Consider the following 16,882-nt stretch of genomic DNA (forward strand, 5'->3'; position numbering starts at 1 on the left):
GACTCTTTTGTCTACCCCCACGACCGGACGCCTCCGGCGGATGTTGCCGGCCCTGTTCGCGCTCCTGCTGGTCGGCGGCCTGTACGCCATCGCCCGCGCACCGTCCGTCTCGGCCTCGGAACGGGCCGCCATCGCGTCCCGCTACCATTTCACCGAGCTCCCGATCGCCCTGCCACCCGGTCTCCCGAACCACACCGTCCGCCGGGTGAACGAGGACTACCAGCACATCCGCGCCTGGATCTCCTCGGTCGGCGCGAGCATCGCCATCAACGACCTCACCGGGGCCGGCGTCCCCCAGGACCTCTGCCTGGTGGACACCCGCAGCGACTCCGTCATAGTGACCCCCGTACCCGGAACCGGGGATCGCTATGCGCCGTTCGTGCTGGATCCTGCGCCGCTGCCGAGCGGCCCCGGGATCGCTCCGATGGGCTGCACGCCCGGCGACTTCAACCAGGACGGCCGGATGGACCTGCTGGTCTACTACTGGGGCCGCACGCCGATCCTTTTCCTCAACAAGCAGAGCGGCCCCTCAACGTCCCTCAGCAAAGCCAGCTACCAGCCGACCGAGCTGGTGCCGCAGGCGCCCGCCGCAGACGGCAGCTACCACGGCCCCCTGTGGAACACCAACGCGGTTGCGGTCGCCGACTTCGACGGCGACTCGCACCCGGACATCGCGGTGTTCAACTACTTCCCGGACAGCGGTGTGCTCGACCCGGACTCGCCGCGCAACGTCGAGATGAACCACTCGATGTCGCGGGCGGCGAACGGCGGCGGCGCGCACGTGCTGCGCTGGACCGGTGCGACCGGCGGCGACGCGCCGTCGGTGAGCTACGAGGAGCAGCCGGGCGCCGTGCCGCCGAAGCTGGCCTCCGGTTGGACCCTCGGCGCCGGCTCGGCCGACCTCGACGGCGACCTGCTGCCCGAGCTCTACCTGGCCAACGACTTCGGCAACGACCACCTGCTGCACAACGTGTCCACCCCGGGCAAGATCAAGTTTGCCGGTGTGGAGGGTCGTCGCGGGGCCGCCACCCCGAAGTCGATGGTGCTGGGCCACGACTCGTTCAAGGGCATGTCGGTCGACTTCGGTGACCTGATGGGCACCGGCCGGTTCGATATCTTCGTCAGCAACATCACCACCCCGTGGGGCATCCAGGAGAGCAACTTCGTCTGGCGCAACAACGCCGCCACCGAGCAGGAGGCGGGCGAGAAGCTCCGTCGTGGCATCGCGCCGTACGACCAGAAGGCCGCCGAGCACGGCATGGCCTTCACCGGCTGGGGCTGGGACGCCAAGATGGCCGACTTCGACAACAGCGGCTGCCTGGCCGTGGTGCAGGCCGACGGCTTCGTCAAGGGCAACATCAACCGCTGGCCGTGGCTGCAGGAGCTGGCCATGAGCAACGACCTGATGCTGCAGAACCCGCAGATGTGGCCGAAGGCCGAGCCCGGTGACGATATCGCCGGACACCAGAAGCTGGCGTTCTGGGCACCGGACAAGAACGGCAAGTTTCTGAACATCAGCGAAGACCTGGGCCTCGCAGTGCCGGTGCCGACCCGCGGGATCGCGGTCGGTGACGCCGACAACGACGGCCGCCAGGACTTCGCCGTGGCCCGCCAGTGGGACGCGCCCGCCTACTACCACAACGACAGCGCCGGCCACGGGGACTTCCTCGGGCTGCGGCTCTACCGCCCGGCGCTGAACGACGACCAGGCCCGCACGCCCGCGTACGGCGCGCAGGTTCGCATCACCACGGCCGACGGCCGGACCCAGATCTCGCAGCTCGACGGCGGCGGCGGGCACAGCGGCCGGCGCAGCTTCGACGTCTTCTTCGGGCTCGGCGACGCCGGCTCGCAGCCCGTCTCGGCCACCGTCAAGTGGCGTGACTCCGACGGGGTCGCCCGCAGCCAGACACTCAACCTGACCCACGGGTGGCACAACCTGCTGCTCACCGACCAGGCAACGGAGGTAGCCGGACGATGACCGACACCGAGGCTCGGACCGCGACCAGGGCCCGGCTGGCAGAGCCGTTGGTCTCACCCCCCGCGGCCTCCGGCGAGGCGGCGCGCAAGCCCGCCCGCGTCGACCGCAACGACCCCCGCTACAAGGCGCTGCGCAACTTCGCCATTTCGATGAGCGTCTTCAACATCCTCGGCTACACCGTGCTCGGCTTCGAGCAGCCGTGGCTCTGGCCGCTGCTGGCCCTGGCCGTCGGCTACACCGCCGAGATCGCCATCGAGTCGGTGGCGGCGTGGGCGAACGGCCGCCGGCCGGAGTACGTCGGCAACGGCGCGTGGGGTGTCTACACCTTCCTGCTGCCCACCCACATCACCGCGCTGGCCTGCAACATGCTGCTCTACGCCAACGTGCACTTCTGGCCGATCGCGTTCGCCGTCGTGGTGGCGATCGGGCAGAAGTACGTCTTCCGCGCCCCGATCAAGGGCCGGATGCGGCACTTCCTGAACCCGTCGAACTTCGGCATCACGATCACCCTGCTCACCTTCTCGTGGGTGAACATCGCGCCGCCGTACCACTTCACCGAGTCGGTGCCGGACGCGATCTCGTTCATCGTCCCGTTCGTCATCCTCACCGCGGGTACCGTGCTGAACGCCATGCTGACCAGGAAGGTCCCGCTGATCATGGGCTGGGTCGGCGGCTTCGTCATCCAGGCGCTGGTGCGGCACTGGATCTGGGACGTCTCGCTGTGGGGCGCGCTGGTGCCGATGACCGGCGTGGCCTTCGTCCTGTTCACCAACTACATGATCACCGACCCGGGCACCACGCCCTCGACCGGCCGAACGATGTTCATGTTCGGCGCCTCGGTGGCCGGCGTCTACGGCATCCTGATGGCCTTCAACGTGGTTTACACGCTGTTCTTCGCGGTCACCATCGTGTGTGTCCTCCGCGGCGTGTACTGGTGGGTCCGTTCGTACCGCAAGGACCACCGGCGGGAGCCGGCGCTGGCCCTGGCCTAGAGCGCAGGCGAATACGCCGCCGGTGGAGCACCACCGGCGGCGTATTCGTTGATCGACCGGGAATTCAGGAACGGTCGCGCGGGCAGTTCTGGTAGACCGCGAGCACCCAGTTGTCGTTCTCCTTGACCAGGATCCACGACGCCCGGATCGCATTCTCCGGCGCCAGCTCCTCGGCGCCGGCGTCGATCACGCCGCCCTCGGTCAGCAGCGCCACGGCGCCCGGGCCGAGCGGTCGGATCGCGATCGGAGTCCCGGTGACCGTCGTCCCGCGGTACTGGCCGGCGTACGCGTTCGCCATGAACTGCCTGATGGCATCGCGTCCCTGAACGAAGACGCCGGGCAGGATCAGCGTCCCGTCCTCGGCGAACAACCCGGCAAAGGCGTCGGCGTCGTGCTCGCGCCACGCATTGACCATGCGCGCCGGAACTGCGGCGACGGCGGCCTGCTCGCTGCGCTCCACCTCGGTGGAGGCGGTAGTCGAAGTCATCGGCTCTCACTTTCTCGACGGAGACGGCAAATGGATGCCTCCATCGTGTCCAGATTCCCGCCTGCGCAGCGCCTCCAAGCGTGCGCAGCGTCGCGCCGCAAGCCCAGAGATGACTCCGAACGGCGGGCGAATGACCATGAGAATGAGAATTCGACTCGAAGTCGGAGAAAGGCGGTGCAGGATGCCACCGGAAGCCACGCGACTGACCGATGTCGAGGTGATGACGCTCGAGGCCTTCGCGGACACCATCATCCCGGGCGAGCGGCGGTACGCCACCGACCGGGCCATCGCCGGCGCGGCCGACGGCGGGGGCGCGGTCGCGGCCGGTGCCGTTGATCTGATGGTGTCCGAAGAGGGCGGCATCGGCGGGCTGCTGCCGACGCTCGTGATCGGGCTCAACGACCACGCGCAGGCGTATGCCGAAAAGCACGACCGAACGCTCGACGACACGGTTCCCGCATTCGTCGCGCTGGATTTCGACGACCGGACCGCGCTGGCCGCCGAGCTGATGGCGCCGCGCACCGACGAGCAGGACCTCTGGGTGCCGCTCGCCATGTTCAGCGTGATGGCCTGGGACACGGGCGCATCGGTGCACACCACCGAGGCTCTCGCGGCCGGGCATCCGGGCCTGGCCGCGATGGGCTTCACCGAGCCGGACGCGGACGGCCTGTGGCGGTTCCCGGACTTCTCCTACCGCCGGGTACTGGCCTCCCCGCATCCGCACACCACACCCTCCGGAGATCCCGCATGACAGCGATAGAAACCACCGACGTCCTGGTGATCGGCAGCGGCTTCGGTGGCGCGATCCCGGCCTACCGGCTCGCCGCGGGCGGCGCCCGCGTCGTCGTGCTAGAACGCGGTCCATGGCTGACCGGCGAGGACTTCGAGCACGATTTCAAATTCGGCAGCTCGAGCACCCGGGCCTTCGAGTTCACCATGGGCGACGGCATGAACGTCCTCGGCGGCAACTGCGTCGGCGGCGGCAGCGTCGTCTACTTCGCGGCCATGCCACGGGCGCCCCGGTACGCCTTCGAGCGGCTCGGCGGCGCGGGAAGGCGGTTGTGGCCGGCGGCCATCGACCGTCGCACGCTCGACCCCTGGTACGACAAGGTCGCCGAGGCGCTGCCGATCAGTCAGCAGGACTGGAACGACGTCACGTACTCCGGCGGCCTGTTCGGGGCGGCGTGCGCGCACGCGGGCCGTACGGCCAACCCGGTGCCGGCCGCCATCGACCGGGCCAAGTGCACCAACTGCAACTGGATGATGTCCGGCTGCCGGTTCGACGCGAAGCGGTCGCTGCTGCTGAACTACCTGCCCGGCGCGCTGGCGCACGGCGCCCGGATCCGGCCCCTGCACGAGGTGCAGCGCATCTCACGCACCGACGACGGCTACCGGGTGCACTTCAACACCGTGGACGAGGTGGACTACCGCAAGGTCACCGGCAGCGGCGCGATCGACTGCAAGGTGGTGATCGTGGCGGCCGGTGCCGCGGCGACCCCGGTGATCCTCCAACGCTCGGAGGAGGATCTCGGCGCGATGCCGGATGCGGTGGGCCGGTACTTCTCCGGCAACGGCGAGCGGCTCAACACGGCGGTCGTCGACGAGAACCGGGCGCGCGAGGTGCTCGGCCTCTCCCGGCCCGACGGGCGGGCCTACGAGGCCTACCAGATCGGCAAGGGCCCGGTCTGCGCCACCTGGGACTGGCTCGACGAGAACCTGCCCGAGTTCCACCGCTACTCGCTGGAGCAGCTGTACTTCCCGCCAGGCTTCGGCACGATCCTCGCCCAGGTGCGCGACGCGACCGGGCCCACGTGGTTCGGCGTCGAGAAGAAGGAGATGCTGCGCCGCTGGCAATCGTGGCTGACCGTCTTCATCATGTCCGAGGACGACAACGAGGGCGTCTTCGGCGCGCCGCCCGAGACCGGCAACGCCGACCGGATTTCGCAGCAGATGCTCAGCCGCGGCTCGCTGCGCTACGACCCGACGGCGAACACCCGCGCCGCGTGGGCGCGGGCCGACGCGGACGTGCGCGACATCCTGGAGCGTGACGGCCTGGCCAAGGTGACGCCGTGGAGCGACGAGGTGATCGGTGCCTACACGGTGCACCCGCTCTCGTCCTGCCGGATCGGCGACGACCCGCAGACCTCCGCCCTGGACGACACGCACGAGCTGCGCAACCACCCCGGAATCTTCGTCACTGACGGCTCGTCGGTGCCCGGCGCGTTGACCGTCAACCCGGCCTTCACCATCGCGGCGTTGGCCGAGCGGGCGGTGCCCGGGATCCTCAAGGCGGTCGAGCGGCGCGGTGTGCCGGTGCGGTACGTGGCCGAGCCGCCGGAGGCGCGCAGCAGCAGCCGCCGTCCCCTTCTCGCGCAGGCGTGAAGCGGCCAGGTCCGCCACGGCGGACCTGGCCGCTTGCCGGGTGGACCCGAGCCCTCAGGGCCGGGGCACCTCGAAAAGGGCGGGAAACTTGTTGATCAGGCCGAAGTCGCCGCGGGCCTTCAGCTTGCCACGCAGGAAGAGCATTCGGGCGTTGGCGTTGCCGGTGGTCATCTTGACGAAGTTGACCGCGTCGAGGTGTAGCACCAGCCGCGGCGTGCGGTCCGGCCGCGGGGAGACCGTGCACCGGCCATCGGCGATCTCCAGTTCGAAGACATCATCGTCGCCGTCCGCGGGGCCGGTGACGTGCCAGTGCACCACCGCCTTGAGCGAGCCGGCGCGGTCCGGCCGGAACACGTCCGGCATGCCGGCGATCAGGTCGCCGAGCACCGCCCCGCGGCGGTCCCCGGCGACCAGCTCACGCAATTCGGCGTCCGAAGCCGTCTTGACTTGGCGCGCGAAGATTGCCGAACCTTCTCCAGGATTCGATATGAAGGCCATTGCGTCACTCCGTTCCGATAAAGGAGAGATTCTTCCATTCTTTTCGGCGGCCCAGACCGCCGGCCAACTCTCAGAATGCGTAGAGGTGCGGCATGACATTTCTGATCACCGGCGGTTCCGGCTTTCTCGGCTCGCACATCACGGCGGAACTGCTCCGGCGCGGAGTCTCGGTGCGGCTGCTCGTGCGGGATCCGCAGCGGGCCCGGCGGGCGCTGGAGCCGCTCGCCGACGGCGCGGCCGGCGTGCCGATGGCGCTCGGCGACGTCACCGACCCAGCGTCCGTGGCAGCGGCGCTGCGGGGCTGCGCCGGGGTGCTGCACGCGGCGTCGGTCTACAGCTTCGATCCCCGCCGGCACGCCGAGCTGCGCGCGGTCAACCGACGTGGCACTGAGGTCGTGCTGGCCGCCGCCCGCGACGCCGGGGTGGGCCGGGTCGTACACGTCTCGACGTTCGGCGCGCTGCTGCCCGCGGCCGGGCCGATCACCTCGGACGCGCCGGTCGGCGCGCCGCGGGAACCCTATCTGGCCAGCAAAGCGGCGGCCGACAGGGTGGCCCGGCAGCACCGGCGGGACGGGCTGCCGGTGATCATCACCTACCCGCCGGCCCTGCTCGGGCCGCACGACCCTCGGCTGGGTGACCAGACCCGGCGCCTGCGCGACGTGCTGCGGGGGCTCATGCCGATCTGGCCGGACGGCGGCTTCCCAATCGGCGACGTCCGGGACGCGGCCGTCCGACATGCCGACGTGCTGACCCGAGGCGGGCCCGCCCACGTCGCAGCACCGGGCCGGTTCGTGGGGACCCGGGAGCTGTTGCGGGCGCTGCGCGAGGTCACCAACCGCCGGCTGCCGGCCGTGCACCTGCCGGCCTCCGCGCTGCTGCCGGTGGGCCGGCTCGCCGGGCTCGCTCAGCGGGTCCTGCCCGTGCACGTTCCGGTCGAGTACGGCGCCATCTACGCCTGCAAGGTGGCCCGCCCGCTCGACGATGCGCCGGTCTCACGATCGCTCGTCGACACCCTGGCCGACACCGTCCATTGGCTGCACGAGGCGGGCCACCTCAGCGCGGCCCAGGCCGGGCGGGCGGCGACCCGCAAACAGGTCGGATTCGGAATCCGCACGACAGAAGAATGATCGCCTTCAGCGCGTCGATAGCGTGACTTCTCGACGCCGTCAGGTCGAAGGAGACGAATCATGCGACAGAAGTCCGGAGTGCTTGCCCGCGTCAACGGGCGCTATCACCGAGTCATGCTGCGACTCTTTCTCATCGTCGTGGTCGCACACTGGGCCGAGCATCTCGTGCAGGCTTATCAGATTTGGGTGCTGAACAAGCCACGCCCCCAGGCCCGCGGGGTGCTGGGGCAGTTCTGGCCCTGGCTGGTCACCTCCGAGTGGCTGCACTACGGCTACGCCATCGTGATGCTGGTCTTCCTGTTCCTGCTGCGGCCCGGCTTCTCCGGGCGCTCCAAGGTGTGGTGGGGGATCGCGCTCGGCCTCCAGTTCTGGCACCACATCGAGCACCTGCTGCTGCTGATCCAGGCGCAGACCGGCGTCTTCTTCTTCGGCGGCACGGTGCCCACCAGCGTTGCCCAGGTGGTGATGCCGCGGGTGGAGCTGCACCTGTTCTACAACTCCATCGTCTTCATCCCGATGGTGATCGCGATGTATCTGCACCTGCGGCCGACCCCGGCCGAGCGGGCGAACGCCACCTGCGACTGCGCGGCTCCGCTGACGAGCTTCTCGCAGCCGGTTCCGCGTGCGACGCCGGCCTGACATGGTGCGGCTTCTCCGGATCGTGCTGCCGCCGCTCGTCGCGGGGTCGGTGCTCCTGCTCGCGCCGGTTCCCGCGGCGGCGGCGACGGTCAGCGACCCGGCCGACGGCGCCGCCCTCGCCGCCGCGCCGCGGCAGGTCACGCTGACCTTCACCCGCGAGCCGGTCGCTGAGGCGTCGCAGGTGAGCGTGCTGTCCGGCGACGGCCGCCTGGTCGGCGGGTCCGCACGGCCGGTCCGCGCCGGGCTCAGCCTGATCCAGCCGGTCGGCATCGCGCGGGCCGGCAACTTCACCATCGTCTACTCCGTGGAGTTCTCCGACGGCGGGCAGGAGCAAGGCACCCGCCGCTTCCGCGTGCTCACCGATCCGGCCCTCGGCGGCACTGACGCGCACGCCGGGCACAGCTCGCACAGCGTCGACCCGGTCAGCGCCGCCCTCCTGGTCGTCGACGGCCTGGTCGTCCTCGTCGTGGCCTTCCTCCTGATCCTCCGCCGGCCCGGAGCCGAGCCGGTCGCCTGGCGCCTTCCCTCCGCCGAAGAGCTTGATGATCGCACTGCCTGACGTCTACGTGCAGCTCACCGCCGAGGGCGAGGAGGTCCACCGGCTGGTGGCCGACCTCGACACCGCGAGCTGGGACCGGCCCACGCCGGCCCCGGGCTGAACCGTCGCCCACCAGATCGCCCACCGGCGCTGGCCAAGGCTCCGCCCATGCAGATCGCGCCGCTGCTGTGTGCCCGCTGCCGGTCGCGGGGCTCGCGGCCGCGGGCATGATGGAGCTGTTCCCTCACGGCCAGGACGTCGCCGACGCGCTGGGCGCGCGTCGCACCCATGGCGACGGGATCCGGCACCTCGTCGACCTCGCCGAACCAGGCCAGTTCGATCACTGAGACCGGCTCGGCTGCACCGTCCGACTACGCAATTTCCACAGCGGATGAGGCTGTGCGTGCGAAGTCAACCGGTGACTTTGCCACGGCGATCGTGGCAGACTCGCGGGAAGGGATCACTCGGCGACGGGGGTGGGTTTGCGCATCTCGGAACTGGCCCGGCGGGCTGGCATGCCGATCCCTACGGTGAAGTTCTATCTCCGTGAAGGTCTGTTGCCACCAGGGACGCCGACCGCGCGTAATCAGGCGCGCTATGAGGAGTGTCATCTGGAGCGGCTGCGTCTGATCCGTGCGCTCACGACGGTGGGTGGCCTGGAGATCGGGGCAGTGCGTGTCTTGTTGGCGGTGTCTGAGGATCCGGGTGTGACGTTGGCGGGGGTCTATGCGGGCGTGGACCGGGTGGGGTTCACGGCGCCGCCGTATCCAGCTGATTTTGACGGTGTGGATGCGGCGCGGGCGGATGTTGATGCTTTGGCTGACAGCTTGGGTTGGGACGAGGAGGCTACGCGGTCTGGGCGTGAGTCGCTTGTTCAGGTGCTTACCACGTTGCGGGTTCTTGGCTGTGATGCTCATGGTCGGTATTTCCTGACGTTCGCGCAGGCGGCGGGCAGTGTGGTGGATGCCGAGATGGGTCTGATCAGGGAGAGCGGTGGCGATGCCAAGGCTGAGGCCATGGTGCGCAGCGTGTTGTTCGACGTGTTGATGTCGGTAATGTTGCGGACGGTGCGTCGGCATCAGGTGGCTGTGCGGTTCGGCGACGGCCGCGCTGCGGCAGCCCCTCCCGCTCGCCCGACCCGGCGAGCGGGAGAACAGTGACCTGCGCCGAGTATGCGCGTCGACCTGGCTCTGGCCCCGACTCATGCGCAACATGGGCGCCCGGCGGGGCCGGTTGAACAACGGACTCTCTGCGTTAGAGGGACGAGAGGGTCCACGTGCTACCCGGCGTGACGGCACTGGACATGCTCGCGACAGCCGGAAGAAGGCCCGTAGGCAGCACCGACATCAGCAGACCTGACCGGCGCGGAGAAGTCATACTCTGCTGGCTCGCCTACTCGGCCGTTCCCGGACTGGTGCCCGCACCTCAGCCCAGCGGCTGCTGGAGGCGTTCGGCCTCACCGACGCGGCCGACCGGCAGGCGAAGACGTTCTCCGGTGGCATGCGACGGCGCGCGGCCATCGGCGCGAGCATCCTGAGCTCCCCGGATTTCGACGAGCTTCAGCGTTCCGGGGCCCACAAGTCGGGAGCCGTCCAGCCGTCCAGGTCGTACTCGGCAAGGCACTGCTCGGCGAACGCCTTGTAGCCGTCGAGCAGCCCGGACGCGGTCTGCGCGTGCAACAGCTCGACCCGGGTGTTCTCGTGGTTGCCGGCGTAGTTGCGCTCGTACAGCTCGTGCCGGCCACCGAACTCGGTGCCGGTCGCGTCCCAGAGCAGCTTCATCACCTTGACCCGCTGCTCGGCGTCGGAGCCGTCCGACCCCCGGAGGTATCGATCGAGGTAGGGCCGGATCTCCGGGTTGCGGAAGTCGTCGGCACTGGAGTTCACGTAGATGAGCCCGCTGGCCACGTCCTGCTGAATGATCTCCTTGACCCGCGGGTAGCCGATCTGCATGAACCAGCGGTACGCCATGCCGTACTGGGGGTTGGGCAGCAGCGCGCCGTTCTTCCACTGCACTGGGTTGCGGGCGGCGGCGTCGGAGAGGCCCCAGAACAGGTTGCGCCACGCGAGCACCTCGCCGAGCCGGCTCTGCACCCCGCGGAAGTCCTTGGTCCCGGTCAGCTCCAGGGCCTTGGCCAGCAGGCCGGCGAGGAACTCCAGCTTGACCGCGAGCCGGGTGCAGCCGTGGAAGGTGAACCGCTCGGCGAAACCGGACTGGCTGGCGAACATCTGCACCTTGCCGAGGTTGCCGTGGACGAACACGTTCTCCCACGGCACCAGCACCTTGTCCAGCACCAGGATGGTGTCGTTCTCGTCGAGTCGGGACGACAGCGGGTAGTCGAACGGCGTGCCGACGGCGGCCGCGGTCGCGCTGTACGACGGGCGGCAGATCAGCTTCACCCCGGCCGCGCCCATCGGCACGGTGGCGATCAGCGCGAACTCCTTCTTGCGGATCGGCAGGCCGAAGTGCGCGATGAAGTTGTAGTGGCTCAGCGCCGACCCGGTGGCGACCACCTTGGCCCCGCTGACGATCAGGCCGGCGTCCGTCTCCCGTTCGACCCGGATGTAGACGTCGGCCACCTCGTCCGGCGGCCGGTTGCGATCCACCGGCGGGTGCACGATCGCGTGGTTCCAGAAGAGGACCTTCTCCTGCGACTCGCGGTACCAACGCTCGGCGTTGTCGCTGTACGGCGCGTAGAAGCCGGCGTTGGCTCCGAGCGTACCGAGGAACGACGCCTTGTAATCGGGGCTGCGGCCCATCCAGCCGTAGCTCATCCGCGCCCAGGCCGCGATCGCCCGCTGATCGGCGATCAGGTCCTCGACCGTGTGCGGGGTGCGATAGAAGGGATGCGTGAAGCCGCCCGAGCCGGTGTCGGTGGGCGCGGTCAGCACCTCGCGGTTGGCCGGATCGTGCAGCGCGTCATAGAGCCGGGCGGTCATCCGCACCGGGTTGCGGAAAGCCGGGTGGGTGGTGACGTCCTTGACCCGCTCGCCGTAGAGGAACACCTCACGGCCGTCGCGCAGGCTCTCGACGTACTCCTCCCCGGTCAGTGGCCGGGTCACCGCTCCGCTCCGCCACGCCAGGCGAGCTGGGCGGCCTCACCGCAGATCAGCTGGATGCCGCCGTCGTCACGCTGCCATGCGACGAGCCCGGGCGCCACGGCCCGGGCTCGTTCGATCAACTCGGTCGGGGCGGATAGGGGTGCAGGCGGCGTGGCGCCCGGCTCAACCACGTTCGAGATGACGGTCATGCCGACAGCCTCACACCGGCACGGTCGGCACGGCATCTCCGCCGGTGCTCAGCGACGGACGGCCACAGTGACCGGCCGGCTCAGGGCACGATCTTGATCTGCGCCATCAGGCCGATGTGGAGTGCTCGAGGAAATGGCAGTGATAGACGTAGCGTCCCAGGTCTGCCCGCTCGCCCGAACTGAGGGTGACCGCGGGCCGTAGTGGATGTGGCTGGCTCGGTGGTATTGGCGGCCGCCCACCGGGACAGCAGCACTGCGGCCCGCCCTCGATCCGCCCGCGACCAGGATCGCCCGCCTTCTCATCGTCATTTCCCCACCCGGTTGTGAGCGGGATTCTATGTTCGCAAACGCGGCCTAATTTCTTCCTGATGGCTTGCCAGCGGGAATGGGCGCCACGGTGACCGGCACGCCGTTGAAGACCGCATTGCCGGAGGGCACGTCCACCGCACCGCCGGTCAGCTCGTTCACGTTGACCCCGGCCCGGCCGGCGGCCACCCGTTGCCCGGTGCGCTGGTGCCCCCACCCGTGCGGCAGGCTCACCACCCCCGGCATGATCGTGTCGGTCGGCTCCAGCTCCACCTCCAACTCGCCCGAGGCCGAGCTGATCCGGGCCCACTCGCCGAGCCCGAGCCGGGCCACGTCGTCCGGGTGGATCTGCAGCGTGCAGCGGTTGGTGCCGCCGGTCAGCTGGGGCACGTTGTGCATCCAGCTGTTGTTCGAGCGCAGGTGCCGGCGCCCAATCAGCACCATCGGCGCCGGCGGGCGGCTCATCGCGGCGCGCAGCCGGCTGGTGTCCTCGGCCAGCGGCTCCGGGGCGAGCTCGACCCGCCCGGACTGCGTCTTGAGGATCTCGGGCAGCCGGGGCTCGAGCGGGCCCAGGTCGATGCCGTTCGGGTAGTCGAGCAGCTTCTTGCGGGTCAGGCCGTACGGGCCCATCCGCAGCATGGCGTCGAGCAGCAGATCCGGTCCGTCGTCGCCCTCCAGCTCGGCGCGGGTCGTCACCGGGATCGCCGACAGCAGCTGGCCCAGCATCTGCTCGGGCAGCCCGGACGGGTCGGCCTGTGCGCCCAGTCCCATCGCGATCAGCGTGAGCCGTTCCAGGATCTCGGCCTCGCTGCGCTGCCCCGGCCCGAGCGGTACCACCGCCGGCGAGTAACGGGCGTAGTTGCGCACCTGGATGGTGGAGATGAGGAAGTCGTAGTGCGGCATCTGCAGGGTGCGCGGCGGCGGCAGGATCACGTCGGCGTGCCGGGTGGTCTCGTTCAGATAGGGGTCGACCGCCACCATGAACTCGAGGCCGTCCAGCGCGCGGTCGAGCCGGCCGCCGTCCGGGGTGGACAGCACCGGGTTGCCGGCGATGGTGACCAGAGCCCTCACCTGACCGGGGCCGGGCTGCTCGATCTCGTCAACCAGGGTGGCGGCCGGGAACTCGCCGAGCGTCTCGGGGAAGCCGCGCACCCGGCTGTGCCAGCGCCCAGCGGTGAACGGCTCGGGGCTCTTGTGCACCTCTGCGGTGGCCGGCTTGGCGTACATCACCCCGCCGGCCCGGTCGAAGTTGCCGGTCAGCACGTTGAGCACGTCCACCAACCACTGCGCGAGGGTGCCGAACTCGGCGGTGCAGGTGCCGATGCGGGCGTAGACGGCGGCGGTGGGCGCGGCGGCCAGCTCCCGGGCGAGCCGACGGATCGTCTCCGCCTCGACGCCACAGAACGGGGCCACCAGCTCGGGCGTGAACGGGGCGGCCAGCTCGCGCAGCCGGTCGAGGCCGGTCACCGGCACCCGGATCGTGACCCGGTCCTCGGTCAGCATCGTGTGCACCATGGCGAACAGCAGCGCCGGGTCGCTGCCGGGCCGCACGAACACGTGCTCGTCGGCCAGCTCGGCGGTCCGAGTGCGTCGCGGGTCGATCACCACGATCCGGCCGCCGCGCTCGCGCAGCCGCCGCATCCGCCCCGGGAAGTCCGGCGCGGCGCAGAGTGAGCCGTTCGACACCGCCGGGTTGGCGCCGATGATCAGTAGGTGGTCGGTGCGATCGAGGTCGGGCACCGCCACCGCCCACGGGTCGCCGGTCATCAGCCCGGATGCCACGTGCTTGGGCATCTGGTCGACGGTGCTCGCGGAGAACACGTTGCGGGTGCCCAGCGCCATGGCCAGCGGGCCTCGATAGAGGATGCCGGCCATGGTGTGGAAGGTCGGGTTGCCGTAGTAGAGCGCCAGCGCCTCCCGCCCGTGCTCGGCGATGACCCTGTCCAGGCCGCGGTCCACGATCGCGAACGCCTCGTCCCAGTCGGCCCGGCGCCACGACTCGCCCTCGCGCACCATCGGGCCCGAGAGCCGGTCCGGGTCCTCGTCGAGCCGGCCCAGGGTGGCGCCCTTCGGGCACATGTAGCCCTTGGAGAACGGGTCGTCCTTGTCGCCGGTCACCGACGTGACGCGATCGCCGTCGAGGGTCAGGCGCAGGCCGCAAACGGCCTCGCAGAGCGGGCAGGTGCGATACGCGGTCCGCGTGCCGGTCACAAATCTCTCCTTGTCAGTGCAGGCTGACGCCGACGTCGCCGAGGACCTTGAGCACCATGCCGCGCTTCAGCTCGGCGGCAACGAGCTCGAGCTCTTCGGCGATGTAGCGGTCGTCTTCGAGGGTGGGCACCAGCGACCGGATGATGTCCTCGGCGATGCAGCGCAGATCTGGAAGGCCGAGCGTCTCACCGCCGAGGTCGACGTTGGCGTCGGCTCCGACCGTGGTCATTACGCTCCCTGGTGGTGTGGCGAACGGATGGCTACTGCCCTTGCTACCTGGCCGCACCCCGATTGCCATGGCCGCCGGGAGGGCCGCGCATCTTCGTGGATGCCGCCGCCTGTGCGCCGGTCAAAAGGTGAGCCAGGTGGACCCACGAGGCGGGCCACGGCGACGCTCCGAATCGATGGAGATGCGACCGCCGACGGCGGCGCCCGGCCGGCGCATGTGGATCATCGTGCGTACCGAAGGTGTGCGGCTGGTCAGGCGACGGCGGCGATGTGCTCGTATCCCGGCTGCGTGGCGTCCTGCGCCTCGCCCATCCGTTCCATTGCGTACTTGCGCACGTCCAGCAAGGCAAGCAGCAGAGGCGGGTCCAGGTCCCGGGTCGGTCGCAGCTCCAGGTCTGCGGCGATCGCCGAGTCGGCCCGTACCGTGAACGGACCGTAGGCGGCGACCGACACCGGCCGGTCGGCGATGTCCGTCCAAGCACCTGTCCCGGCCCCGTCCAGGGAAATCGACTGCGCGAGCAGGTACCAGGTGCCGAGCGGCACCGAGTCGAAGGTGACCCGGCCGGGTTCCTCCAGCACCGCGCAGCGTACCGGTCGGCCCTCGGGGATCCGGTGGGCGAACATGCCCACGAAGATCACCGCCTCGTCCGGCTCGGGTAGGCGCAGCCGGCAGGACAGCCGGGCGTTCGACCGGCGGCTCGCGTTGTCGGCCGCGGCATGGATGGCGGCGGCGTATCCGGCGCGGCGCCGGTACGCGGTCGGCGACATGCCTACGCTACGGCTGAAGCGTGAACTGAACGTCCCGACGCTGTTGTACCCGACCTGCACGCTAATGGCTGCGACGTTCATTGATGTGGAAACCAGCAGGTGCTTGGCCTTCTGTAGGCGCAACGCCGACAGGAAGCGACCGGGCGAGACGCCGGTGAGCCGCTGGAAGATCCGCGTGAAGTGGAACTTGCTGAACATCGCCGCGCGGGCTAGGTCGTCGATGGTCAACTCGTCGCCCAGCCGCTCGTGCATCGCTTCGATCGCCCGCAGCACGGCCCGTTCGGCAACGTCCTCCATGGCATCCCCCTGATGGCAGTTTAGGACTCTAAAATGGCAAAGAAATTCGGGACGACAGTTTTCGCCTGCCTCGACAATGACAGGGAATAGTCGCCGAAATTGTCCTCGGACATCGGGTGGCATTGACGGATATGGAACTACATGATCCCCGGACACAGGCTAGCGGACCCCTGTGGGAGCGAGCAATACCCTCCGCATGTCGGCCGAGTACGCAGCGCACACGTGAAGTAAATTTGGATACTAGTGCTCGCTGCTGTCGGCGGCAGGAATCGGCAGCCTACGCGCCCCGTCCGCGAAGATGGATACCGATACTCACTGCTGCCCGCAGCCTGAAGCAGCCTCGATGCGTCATCCATTCCAGAAGTGCTCGAAAACGGGCCTTCTACACCATGACGAATCGACGCGCCAATCCTTTCCAGAAACGCCCCCCGTTTCCTGGGACTCACGCGGCGCTGCCGGTATTACAAATCGGTACAGGACGGTCGAGTGCTCAGGCGTCGAGCGTTCGCAGATCCCGGCACAGCGTCCGCCCGACCCGGCGGTTACCTGCCAGGCTCGCCCACGAAGTCCGCCGTACCAGATCGGCGTCGCCGTGGCCGGCCGCCCGGCACTCCTCGACGGCCGCGTCGGCGACCCGGTGCGACGTAACGCGGTCCGCCGCGTCGGGCACCCGGCCGCACGCTCGTCCGGGTGCCAGCCCGGCGACCTCGCGCCAGCCGCGCCGGCCGTCGCCAGCCTCTGTCGTCACCGTCGCAGTGGTATCACTGCACCAGCCGCGTAGCCGTTTTGGGCATTTTCATGGGTAAACATCGTGCCGCCGCACCATTCGACAAAATGTACCGGAGGAATTCCGGATGATTATTCCGGCACCGGCACAGCACTCAACCCGGCACTGACGAGAAGGTTTTCTTGCCATGAATCGGGTCGGCGGGTTCACGAACGGCCACGGTCACGTAGCGCGACCGGAAGGAACATTGCCACCGGTCGGCCTTTCTTCGGGCGCCAACCAGGCGCGTGTCTCCTTTCCCACAGTCGCGGCGCCGTCTCGCCAAAGTACAATCGCCCTGAGCTTTGCGGGAGGAGCCTGGTCTATGGACAGATCGCCGACGTCGTGCAGCGAGAGCACCGGTACGGCGGGTGACCGTTGACGCCCGAGATGTGGGGGGTTTCATGCGTATATC

General features: G+C 69.3%; 16 protein-coding genes and 1 pseudogene. 9 read left to right on the forward strand and 8 right to left on the reverse strand.

Annotation, left to right across the window (positions count from 1 at the left end; genetic code table 11):
• The first annotated feature begins 40 nt into the window (after nt 1-40).
• Together ABZ671_RS28895 and ABZ671_RS28900 are read left to right on the forward strand one after the other, a co-directional pair.
• Nucleotides 41-1,978, forward strand: coding sequence for a CRTAC1 family protein (locus ABZ671_RS28895; protein ID WP_357864100.1), 1,938 nt, complete (start codon nt 41-43; stop codon nt 1,976-1,978).
• Nucleotides 1,975-2,970, forward strand: coding sequence for an enediyne biosynthesis protein (locus ABZ671_RS28900; RefSeq protein WP_357864069.1), 996 nt, complete (start codon nt 1,975-1,977; stop codon nt 2,968-2,970). The genes ABZ671_RS28895 and ABZ671_RS28900 overlap by 4 nt, the downstream gene beginning before the upstream one ends.
• Before the next feature lie 64 nt (nt 2,971-3,034).
• Here the strand turns inward: ABZ671_RS28900 and ABZ671_RS28905 are convergent, their stop codons facing one another.
• Nucleotides 3,035-3,457: an SgcJ/EcaC family oxidoreductase gene (locus ABZ671_RS28905; RefSeq protein ID WP_357864071.1), complete on the reverse strand. Its 423-nt coding sequence runs from the start codon at nt 3,455-3,457 to the stop codon at nt 3,035-3,037.
• 181 nt (nt 3,458-3,638) lie between these two features.
• On the opposite strand from ABZ671_RS28905, the gene ABZ671_RS28910 reads away from it, so the two are divergent.
• Together ABZ671_RS28910 and ABZ671_RS28915 are read left to right on the forward strand one after the other, a co-directional pair.
• Nucleotides 3,639-4,208: a DUF5987 family protein gene (locus ABZ671_RS28910; RefSeq protein ID WP_357864073.1), complete on the forward strand. Its 570-nt coding sequence runs from the start codon at nt 3,639-3,641 to the stop codon at nt 4,206-4,208.
• Complete coding sequence (locus ABZ671_RS28915; protein ID WP_357864075.1) at nt 4,205-5,839, forward strand: GMC family oxidoreductase; 1,635 nt, start codon at nt 4,205-4,207, stop codon at nt 5,837-5,839. Before ABZ671_RS28910 ends, ABZ671_RS28915 begins: the two co-directional genes overlap by 4 nt.
• Before the next feature lie 54 nt (nt 5,840-5,893).
• On the opposite strand, the gene ABZ671_RS28920 is transcribed toward ABZ671_RS28915, so the two are convergent.
• A complete protein-coding gene (locus tag ABZ671_RS28920) occupies nt 5,894-6,262 on the reverse strand; it encodes an SCP2 sterol-binding domain-containing protein (protein ID WP_357864077.1) in 369 nt (122 codons plus the stop codon).
• A 167-nt stretch (nt 6,263-6,429) separates the two neighbouring features.
• Between ABZ671_RS28920 and ABZ671_RS28925 the strand changes: the two genes are divergently transcribed.
• The 5 genes and pseudogenes from ABZ671_RS28925 to ABZ671_RS28945 all read left to right on the forward strand — a co-directional run.
• Nucleotides 6,430-7,464 (forward strand): NAD-dependent epimerase/dehydratase family protein, encoded by a 1,035-nt coding sequence (locus ABZ671_RS28925; protein ID WP_357864079.1) that lies wholly within the window; start codon nt 6,430-6,432, stop codon nt 7,462-7,464.
• Between the two features lie 60 nt (nt 7,465-7,524).
• Nucleotides 7,525-8,103, forward strand: coding sequence for a hypothetical protein (locus ABZ671_RS28930; protein WP_357864081.1), 579 nt, complete (start codon nt 7,525-7,527; stop codon nt 8,101-8,103).
• Nucleotide 8,104: 1 nt separating this feature from the next.
• On the forward strand, nt 8,105-8,662 hold the full coding sequence (locus ABZ671_RS28935; RefSeq protein ID WP_357864083.1) for a copper resistance protein CopC: 558 nt from the start codon (nt 8,105-8,107) through the stop codon (nt 8,660-8,662).
• Between the two features lie 455 nt (nt 8,663-9,117).
• A complete protein-coding gene (locus ABZ671_RS28940) occupies nt 9,118-9,801 on the forward strand; it encodes a MerR family transcriptional regulator (protein WP_357864086.1) in 684 nt (227 codons plus the stop codon).
• Between the two features lie 220 nt (nt 9,802-10,021).
• Nucleotides 10,022-10,189, forward strand: a pseudogene (locus tag ABZ671_RS28945) (daunorubicin/doxorubicin resistance ABC transporter ATP-binding protein DrrA); the annotation flags it as partial.
• An 11-nt stretch (nt 10,190-10,200) separates the two neighbouring features.
• Here ABZ671_RS28945 and ABZ671_RS28950 read toward each other — a convergent pair.
• From ABZ671_RS28950 to ABZ671_RS28975, 6 genes are all read right to left on the reverse strand, one after another.
• Complete coding sequence (locus tag ABZ671_RS28950) at nt 10,201-11,703, reverse strand: 4-hydroxyphenylacetate 3-hydroxylase N-terminal domain-containing protein (protein ID WP_357864088.1); 1,503 nt, start codon at nt 11,701-11,703, stop codon at nt 10,201-10,203.
• Nucleotides 11,700-11,891, reverse strand: coding sequence for a hypothetical protein (locus tag ABZ671_RS28955; RefSeq protein ID WP_357864090.1), 192 nt, complete (start codon nt 11,889-11,891; stop codon nt 11,700-11,702). The genes ABZ671_RS28950 and ABZ671_RS28955 overlap by 4 nt, the downstream gene beginning before the upstream one ends.
• Nucleotides 11,892-12,245: 354 nt before the next feature.
• Nucleotides 12,246-14,408 (reverse strand): molybdopterin oxidoreductase family protein, encoded by a 2,163-nt coding sequence (locus ABZ671_RS28960; RefSeq protein WP_357864092.1) that lies wholly within the window; start codon nt 14,406-14,408, stop codon nt 12,246-12,248.
• Between the two features lie 13 nt (nt 14,409-14,421).
• Entirely contained in the window at nt 14,422-14,637 is a 216-nt protein-coding gene (locus tag ABZ671_RS28965) for a hypothetical protein (RefSeq protein ID WP_357864094.1), read from the reverse strand.
• 251 nt (nt 14,638-14,888) lie between these two features.
• On the reverse strand, nt 14,889-15,701 hold the full coding sequence (locus ABZ671_RS28970) for an AraC family transcriptional regulator (protein ID WP_357864096.1): 813 nt from the start codon (nt 15,699-15,701) through the stop codon (nt 14,889-14,891).
• Between the two features lie 490 nt (nt 15,702-16,191).
• A complete protein-coding gene (locus ABZ671_RS28975) occupies nt 16,192-16,449 on the reverse strand; it encodes a hypothetical protein (protein WP_357864098.1) in 258 nt (85 codons plus the stop codon).
• Between the last annotated feature and the right edge of the window lie 433 nt (nt 16,450-16,882).

The organism is Micromonospora sp. NPDC006766, from assembly GCF_040636055.1.
Taxonomy (GTDB): Bacteria; Actinomycetota; Actinomycetes; order Mycobacteriales; family Micromonosporaceae; genus Micromonospora.